Source organism: Streptomyces sp. NPDC046881, from assembly GCF_040645015.1.
Lineage (GTDB): Bacteria > Actinomycetota > Actinomycetes > Streptomycetales > Streptomycetaceae > Streptomyces.
The window spans coordinates 1-8,001 of the sequence record NZ_JBEYXJ010000100.1 but is presented as its reverse complement, the minus strand read 5'-3'; the positions used below and the strand labels follow the sequence as shown (position 1 = coordinate 8,001).

The 8,001-nt window shown below is 72.9% G+C and carries 8 protein-coding genes and 2 tRNA genes; 3 read left to right on the top strand and 7 right to left on the bottom strand.

All coding sequences use genetic code 11. From position 1 onward, the window contains the following. Positions 1–65: 65 nt before the first annotated feature. The 3 genes from rpmG to ABZ923_RS32700 form a co-directional block, all read right to left on the bottom strand. Positions 66–230 carry a 50S ribosomal protein L33 gene (gene rpmG, locus ABZ923_RS32710; RefSeq protein WP_003948671.1) on the bottom strand — a complete coding sequence of 55 codons (165 nt, stop codon included), beginning with the start codon at positions 228–230 and terminating at the stop codon, positions 66–68. Positions 231–320: 90 nt separating this feature from the next. Next, positions 321–393: transfer RNA gene (locus tag ABZ923_RS32705), tRNA-Met, on the bottom strand. Between the two features lie 46 nt (positions 394–439). Continuing rightward, positions 440–512, bottom strand: a tRNA-Thr gene (locus ABZ923_RS32700). Between the two features lie 356 nt (positions 513–868). On the opposite strand from ABZ923_RS32700, the gene ABZ923_RS32695 reads away from it, so the two are divergent. Then, a complete protein-coding gene (locus ABZ923_RS32695) occupies positions 869–2,134 on the top strand; it encodes an amidohydrolase family protein (protein ID WP_361479067.1) in 1,266 nt (421 codons plus the stop codon). Between the two features lie 315 nt (positions 2,135–2,449). Next, positions 2,450–3,106 carry an SDR family oxidoreductase gene (locus ABZ923_RS32690; protein WP_361479064.1) on the top strand — a complete coding sequence of 219 codons (657 nt, stop codon included), beginning with the start codon at positions 2,450–2,452 and terminating at the stop codon, positions 3,104–3,106. A 231-nt stretch (positions 3,107–3,337) separates the two neighbouring features. On the opposite strand, the gene ABZ923_RS32685 is transcribed toward ABZ923_RS32690, so the two are convergent. The 4 genes from ABZ923_RS32685 to ABZ923_RS32670 form a co-directional block, all read right to left on the bottom strand. Continuing rightward, positions 3,338–3,550 (bottom strand): hypothetical protein, encoded by a 213-nt coding sequence (locus ABZ923_RS32685; protein ID WP_361479061.1) that lies wholly within the window; start codon positions 3,548–3,550, stop codon positions 3,338–3,340. A gap of 62 nt (positions 3,551–3,612) precedes the next feature. Then, on the bottom strand, positions 3,613–3,837 hold the full coding sequence (locus ABZ923_RS32680) for a hypothetical protein (RefSeq protein ID WP_361479058.1): 225 nt from the start codon (positions 3,835–3,837) through the stop codon (positions 3,613–3,615). Positions 3,838–3,881: 44 nt separating this feature from the next. Beyond that, positions 3,882–4,235 (bottom strand): DUF6233 domain-containing protein, encoded by a 354-nt coding sequence (locus tag ABZ923_RS32675; RefSeq protein WP_361479055.1) that lies wholly within the window; start codon positions 4,233–4,235, stop codon positions 3,882–3,884. A 292-nt stretch (positions 4,236–4,527) separates the two neighbouring features. Continuing rightward, the gene (locus tag ABZ923_RS32670; RefSeq protein ID WP_361479052.1) at positions 4,528–5,616 is read right to left on the bottom strand and encodes a PP2C family protein-serine/threonine phosphatase; all 1,089 of its coding nucleotides are present in this window, start codon (positions 5,614–5,616) and stop codon (positions 4,528–4,530) included. Between the two features lie 493 nt (positions 5,617–6,109). Here ABZ923_RS32670 and ABZ923_RS32665 point away from each other — a divergent pair. Next, positions 6,110–8,001, top strand: a 1,892-nt coding sequence (locus tag ABZ923_RS32665) for a tetratricopeptide repeat protein (protein ID WP_361479049.1), incomplete at its 3' end; no start/stop codon positions are given.

Genomic DNA, 8,001 nt, shown 5'->3' with positions numbered 1-8,001 from the left:
CGGACCGCGTAAACCGCCGTGAGGCCGCCCCCTCGGAAGGGGACGGCCTCACGGACGAGCCTGATTTATCGCGTCTCGCGGTGCGCGGTGTGCGCGTTGCAACGCGGGCAGTGCTTCTTCATCTCAAGTCGATCCGGGTTGTTACGCCGGTTCTTCTTGGTGATGTAGTTCCGCTCCTTGCACTCCACGCAGGCCAGCGTGATCTTCGGGCGGACGTCGGTGGCAGCCACGTGAGTGCTCCTAAGACGAACGGGTGGACTAATTCAACGCAAGAAAGAGTAGCCGATCGAAGGACCGACCCCGCAATCGGCTACTGTCAGTAGCGGTGACCGGACTTGAACCGGTGACACAGCGATTATGAGCCGCTTGCTCTACCGACTGAGCTACACCGCTTTGATGAGATCAGCTCCCGCCTCGCGACGGGAACCTCTCACACCAGAGCCCCAAAACGGAATCGAACCGTTGACCTTCTCCTTACCATGGAGACGCTCTGCCGACTGAGCTATTGGGGCGAGCGATGAAGACATTACACGGTCTGCCGCCGTTCACCCAAATCCGTATCCCGCCGCCCGCCGCCCCCCTCGTCCCGGGCCTCCCGGCGGTCTCCGGAGGCCCCCTGCGACGCCGCCCGTCACCGCTCTGCACGCGCGCGTACACGTGCGCGTCGCCGGGCGCGGCGTCCGCCACGCGCGCGGACGAGCCCGCGTACCGCCCGGGGCGGGCCACGCCGGTACGACTATTGCGCTCCTGCGCGTCCTGCGCGGCTCGCCACCCTAGGCTCGACTCACTCTGCGTGATCATGGGCCGGCCGACGGCCCGGATCCTTCACGCCAGCCCGCCCGAGCCCCCGGCCCCACCCTGGAGCGCGATGCCCGACAGCCAGCCGCAGCCGCACCCGCCGTCGAACTCGTCGGGGTCCTCGGGATCGTCCGACCCGGCCGCCCTCCTGCTCTGCGGGGCGCGGCTCACCGACGGCCGGACCGTGGACGTACGGCTGGGCGGAGGACGCATCGAGGCGGTCGGTACGACCGGCAGCCTCACCCCGGGCCCGGCCCGGAAGGGCGTCACGCGCGTGGACCTGAGCGGCTACCTGCTGCTGCCGGCCCCGGCCGAACCGCACGCCCACGGCGACACGGCGCTGACCGCCGAGCGCCCCGGCCCGGCGTCGTACGCCCCCGAGGACGTTCAGCGCCGGGCGACGGAGGCGGCCCTGCTGCAGCTCGGGCACGGGGCGACGGCGCTCCGCGCGCACGTGCGCGTGGGGGACGTGCAGGGCCTGGGCGCGCTGGGCGCGGTGCTCCAGGCGCGGCGGTCGCTGCGCGGGCTGGCGGAGCTGACGACGGTGGCGATGCCCCGGCTGCTGACCGGGGTGGCCGGCGCCGACGGGCTGGCGATGCTGCGCGACGCGCTGAAGATGGGCGCCTCCGTGGTGGGCGGCTGCCCCGACCTGGATCCGGATCCCACGGGCTACGTGGAGGCCGTCCTGGAGGTGGCCTCCGAACACGGCTGCCCGGTGGACCTGCACACGGACGCCGCCGATCCGGCCCGGCTGTCCCGGCTCGCGGCCATGGCGGGGGGCCTGCGCCCGGGCGTGACGATCGGACCGTGCGCCGGTCTCGCACGCCTGCCCGCCGAGGCCGCCGCCCGCGTCGCCGACCAGCTCGCGGCGGCCGGCGTGACGGTGGTGTGCCTCCCCCAGGGCGGCTGCGGCGGCGCCGACCGGCGGGGCGCGGCACCGGTACGGCTGCTGCGCGCGGCCGGGGTGCGGGTGGCGGCCGGCAGCGGCGCCCTGCGCGACGTCTCGAACCCCGTGGGCCGCGGCGACCCCCTGGAGGCCGCGTACCTCCTCGCCTCCGCCCACGGACTGCGCCCCGAGGACGCCTACGACGCCGTGTGCGCCTCCTCTCGCGCGGTACTGGGACTGCCGGAGGTCCGCGTGGAGGCGGGCTTCCCTGCCGAGCTGCTGGCCGTACGCGGCGACCATCTGGCCGGCGCGCTGTCCCTGGCGTACAGCCGGATCGTGGTGCACCGGGGGCGGGTGGTGGCCCGTACGAGCGCGGTACGCGAGTACTGCAACTCGGCGGCGGCAGCGGAGCTGGGGCTGCCACGGCAGGGGCGGGGGGAGCTGTCCTGAGCGGCTGGCGGGGGTGCGGGGGGAGTGCATGCCGGGGGCGCGGGCTGGGCGCGGGCGTGTGGAGCGAGGCGGGCTGGGCGGCGTGCGGTGTCGTGCGTACGCCAGGCGTGCGGGCTCGTGCGTACGCCGGGCGGGTGGAGCGGGGCGTGCGCTGGGCCGGTGCAGGCGCACGCGCTGGGCGGGTACAGCGGGGCCGTGCGCCGGCTGCCTCCCCGGGAGGCGCGACCGGAGAGGCGCGCGCCCGGCACCTCGGGCCCTGCCACCGCCGGTTAACTCGTGCGGCGGATGCGGCCCTTCGGGCGTACGGTCGGAATCATGCGCATTGTCATCGCTGGTGGTCATGGTCAGATCGCGCTGCGGCTGGAGCGTCTGCTCTCCGCGCGCGGGGACGAGGTGGCGGGCATCATCCGCAACCCCGGACAGGGCGACGATCTCCGGGCGGCGGGTGCCGAACCGGTCCTGCTCGACCTGGAGTCCGCCTCCGTGGAGGAGGTCGCGGCGCATCTGCAGGGCGCGGACGCGGCGGTCTTCGCGGCCGGCGCGGGCCCGGGCAGCGGCGCGGCCCGCAAGGACACGGTGGACCGGGGCGCGGCGGTGCTGTTCGCGGACGCCGCCGTACGCGCGCGCGTGCGTCGTTTCCTGGTGGTGTCCTCGATGGGCGCGGATCCCGCGCACCAGGGGGACGACGTGTTCGACGCGTACCTGCGGGCCAAGGGCGAGGCCGACGCGTACGTCACCCGGCAGGACGCCCTCGACTGGACGATCCTGCGCCCGGGCTCGTTGACAAACGACGCGGGTACCGGGCTGGTCCGGCTGGAGGCGCACACGGGACGCGGCACGGTCCCGCGGGACGACGTGGCGGCTGTCCTCGCGGAGCTGGTGGACACGCCGGCGACGGCCGGTCTCACGCTGGAGCTGATCAGCGGTTCGGCGCCGGTGTCGGTCGCGGTGAAGTCGGTGGCCGGGAACTGAGCCCGGCCGCCGGCCGTTGACCTGTCGAACCACCCGCACACCTGCGCGCACAGACCCGCTGACGGGCCGTCGGACGGCCCCGCACCGCGCCCCGCCGCCGCGCTGCCGGCCCGTTGGGGACTCCTGCGGGCTTGCCGGCCCGTAGGGACACTCCCGCGCACTGCCGGCCCGTAGGGACCCTGCCACGCGCTGCCGGCCCGTCGGAACACCGCACTGCGGGCCCGTTGGGCGTCAGAAGAGCGGCAGCTGCCCGGGAAAGTCCGGCACGGTGTAGCCGTCCAACGAGGGCTGCACCGCTCCGAGTTGCGCCGGCTGCCGCGATCCCGCGCAGGAGAGGAGTTCGGCGCTGTCCCGCGCGCCGGGCGGGTCGTGACGTGCGAAGCGGCCCGCGACGACGGCGATCTCGCGGCGGCACACGGGACAGGTTCTGCGTCGGGAGGACATGCCGTCAGTGTGCCCGGGGCGGGCCGCGTGCGCGCCTGCGCCCGGGCGCGAGCGGTGGCCGGTCAGGTCCGGGTCTCCGCCTCCCACCGGTCGGGGCCCACTCCGCGCCAGTCGATCAGCGGCGATTCGGCGACCTCCTCGGGTTCGATCTCCAGCCCCGCCCGGCGGAGGAACTCCACCAGGTCCCGCACGCTGTGCGCGAGGCCGAGGATCTCGCCGTCCACCCGCACCCGGCGACCGCCGGTCGGGGACGGCAGGTGCACGACGATGGGACGTTTCCCGGCCATGGCTCCAGCATCTTCCGGACCGGTCGGGCCCGCACCCGGGCCGGTCATTCGAGAATCCCCAGCGCGGTGTCCGGCCGGCACAGCGGGCACGCGGGGACTCCTCCGTCGGTGAGGGCCCGTACCGCCTGCTCCCGGCCGACGCCCTTCGCCCGCCCGCCGGCGCCCGTACAGCCGCCGACGTGGACGTAGACCGCGCTCCGGCCGTTCAGGCCCCGCTCGATCGCCCATTCCGGAGCAGCCTGCCGGACGGCGAGACGGCGCTGCCGCTCGGCCTCCCGACGCTCCTCGTCGGCGATCCACCGGTCCATCAACGCGAGCTGCCGGGCAGCCTGGTGTTCGACGACGCGGCGGGCGAACCGCAGCATGTCGAGACGCGTCAGCGGACGGTCCTCGTTCACACGTTCGATTCTAGTGGCCTCGCAGAGAAGCGCGACCATCGCACCCACAGCCGCACCGACCGCCGGGCGTGGCGCCGGGCGCCAGCTTTGACACCGGGCCCGGCGGCGCTTCTGCACGGGGAGGCGCGCGGGACGGCCGCGTGTCCCAGGAGGCCCGTACAGGGGAGGCCCGAGTACGACGAAGGCCCCGTGTGGCGGCGCCAGGATTCGAACCTGGGAAGGCTGAGCCGGCAGATTTACAGACCGTGCAAAGGACGACCTCCGAGCTGCGGTTCCCCGCCGACTACGACGGTCACCCCACGTCTGCCCCACCGGAAGGTGATGGGTGGCCACCGCCGCGCCGGTCAGCCAGGATCATCGCCACATCGTCCGCCAGGTCGCCGCCAGTGTGACGAATCAACGCCCGGTGCAGTTGCTCCAGGAATTCCGGTGGGCTCGGGTCGACACCCATCCCCTCCACGGCCTCCGGCAGAGCGAAGAATTTGCCTTCGCGGTTGCGGGCCTCGATCACGCCATCGGTGTACAGCAGCAGACGGTCACCGGGGAGGAACGCATAGCTTTCAGGCTTCTCGGGCAGGTCGGTGATGAGGTCCTCGAGGCCGAGGGGCGGCGACGGCAAACTCGGCATGAGTGGTGAAGCCCTGCCCCGGTGCAGCAGCAGCGGTGGTGGATGTCCACGATTGACCAGCTGCACCACGGGTTCGTCCGGTACCTGCGCGATGAGGGCCGTGGTGAACCCTTCCAGCAGAACCTCCTGCCCATATGCACCCGGGACGGCGACTTCTCGTCGAAGCGCAGCCGCGCAGCGGTTCATGACCTCTACCAGGTCGTCCTCATAGTGCACGGCCTCCCGGAACGCTCCCAGTGCCGCCGCGACGGCCCGAACTGCGGACAGTCCTTTGCCCCGGACGTCTCCGACGATCATCCGTACGCCGTACCGCGTCTGCACGGCCTCGTACAGATCACCGCCCACACGTGCCCCCGTCCCAGCCGCAAGGCACAGGCTGCCGGCCCGCAGTGGGCCCAGTTGCGAGGGCACAGGCCGGAGCACGACATCCTGGGCCGCAACGGCGATGCGGCGGACCCGGTCCAGTTCTCTCTGCCTGCGCTCCTGCATGGCGCGGCTGGTGATGAACCCAGCAACGGAAACCAGGATCAGAGCCAGGAAGTTGCTGTAGACCTGCTGGGTACCCCACGCCCCGTTGTGCGTCGCGGTGGTCACACTGATCGCCAACGCGAGGACCGCCGCCGCGGTGGTGCCCTTGGGCCCCAACGCCACTGCCGCCAGCGCCGGCACCGCCGTGAGAAAGGGGCCTGTGTAGATGAAGTGCGCAGGCGTGAGTTCGATGACCAGCACAGCCAGCGCGATCAGGAAGGGCACGCACCGCAGCAGCGCGAAGAGGACCCGGTGATGACCTCCTGCTCCAGGCCACGCGGGTGAGCGCAAGAGCGACCTCATGCACCAAGCCTGCCTCGCTCAAACCCACGGCTCCACCTCAGCCTGCCGCCCTGGGCGGCGCAGAGACCTGCCCGGCCCATTTACAGCGGGCTGAGTCCGTTATCTGTGACCTGCGGGTTTGCTTCTGCGTGCTGCTGCTGGGGGACGTCTGGGGGAATCTGCGTTTGTTTCGGGTCTGCTCTGTGTCGGGAACAGCCGGTGGCCGGGGTGGGTGCGCGGGTACGGTCGGGATGCTGGATCCGACCGTGTTCGAGGGGGCTTGGTGGCGGGCGGGGAGGCGCGGTACGGCGCTGAGGGTGGGGACCACGTCGATTTCCGTGGTGGTGTGTTCACCGGCCCGGTCACGGGCAAGGGCGACCACCATCACTATTACGGAACACGGCGGCCTACGGCCGTGTGGCCGCATCAGGTGGGGGTGATCCCGCCGCGGGCGGGCTGCTTCCAGACCCGTGCCGAAGTGGTGCGGCTGCGTGAAGCACTCACGGGTGGACAGGCCGCGGTCCTGGTGGGGCAGGACACGGTCCACGGGCAGGTGCTGGCCGGAATGGGCGGAGTGGGCAAGACCCAGCTGGCCGCCGACTACGCCCGCACCGCCTGGCAGGCCGGTGAACTGGACGTGCTGGTGTGGATCACCGCGAGCAACGCCACCGCGGCCGCCTCGGGGTATGCGCAGGCCGCCGTGGAGATCCTGGGCGCCGACCCCGCGGACCGGGAAACGGCCGCCCGCGCGTTCCTGGCCTGGCTGGAACCCAAGGCGAACACCGCGTCGTGCCGGTGGCTGGTCGTCCTGGACGACGTCACCGACCCGGCCGACCTGAACGGGCTGTGGCCGCCGACCGGCCCGCACGGCCGGACCCTGGTCACCACCCGCCGCCAGGACGCCGCCCTGGCCGGCCGTCTGATCAAGGTCGGGCTGTTCACCGAGGCCGAATCCCTCGCCTACCTCACCGCCGCACTGGGCGCCCGTGAGCGCCACGAGCCCGATGAACAGCTCACCGCGCTCGCCCAGGATTTAGGGCACCTGCCGCTCGCACTGTCGCAAGCCGCCGCCTACCTCATCGACGCCGGCATCAGCGCCGCCGCCTACCGCAGGCTGCTGGCCGACCGTGCCACCCGGCTCGCCGACGCCGCTCCCGAGGTCCTGCCCGACGGCCAGACCCAGAGCGCGGCGGCAGCCTGGTCGCTGTCCGTCGACCGCGCCAACACCCTGCGCCCGGCCGGTCTGGCCCGCCCGATGCTCCAGCTCGCCGCTTTCTTGAGCCCCAACGGCATCCCCGAAACCGTCCTGACCAGCGGGCCCGCCCTCGCCCATCTGAGCCGCCACCGCACCGAAAACGGCTCGCGGGCAACACCTCAGAACGCGCCTCGGTCAGACGAGCCGGACAAGACTGCCGTGTCTGTCACTGCGAACGAGGCGGTCGGTGCTCTGCGGGCGCTGGCTCGGCTGAGCCTCATCGACCACACCCCTGCCACCCCGCACCAGGCCGTCCGCGTCCACCAGCTCATCCAGCGCGCCACCCGTGAAACGCTCACCCCCGACCAGCACGACCACCTCGCCGGCACCAGCGCCGACGCTCTCCTGGCCGCCTGGCCCGACATCGAACGCGACACCGAACTCGCCCAGGCCCTGCGCGCCAATGCCACCACCCTCACCCGCACCGCCGAAGACGCCCTGCACCGGCCCGACGCGCATGGGGTGCTGTACCGGGCCGGACGAAGCCTCGGCGAAGCCGGCCAGGTCACTGCCGCCGCAGCCCATTTCCAACTCCTCACCGAGACCACCGGCCACCGTCTGGGCCCCGACCACCCCGACACCCTGACCGCCCGCCACGAGCTCGCCTACTGGCGGGGAGAGGCGGGAGACGCGGCCGGTGCCACAGCCGCGTTCGAGCAGCTGCTGGCCGACCAAGTTCGGGTGCTGGGCGAGGACCACCCCCACACCCTGACCACCCGCAGCAACCTCGCCCGGTGGCGGGGGCGTGCAGGGAGCGCGGCCGGCGCCGCAGCCGCGTACGAGCACCTGCTGGCCGACCGCCTGCGGGTGCTGGGCAAGGACCACCCCCACACCCTGACCACCCGCCACAACCTCGCCTACTGGCGGGGAGAGGCGGGAGACGCAGTCGGTGCCGCAGCCGCGTTCGAGGAGCTGCTGGCCGACCGCTTGCGGGTGCTGGGGGAGGACCACCCCGACACCCTGGCCACCCGCCACGAGCTCGCCCGGTGGCGGGGGCGTGCAGGGAGCGCGGCCGGCGCCGCAGCCGCGTACGAGCACCTGCTGGCCGACCGCCTGCGGGTGCTGGGCAAGGA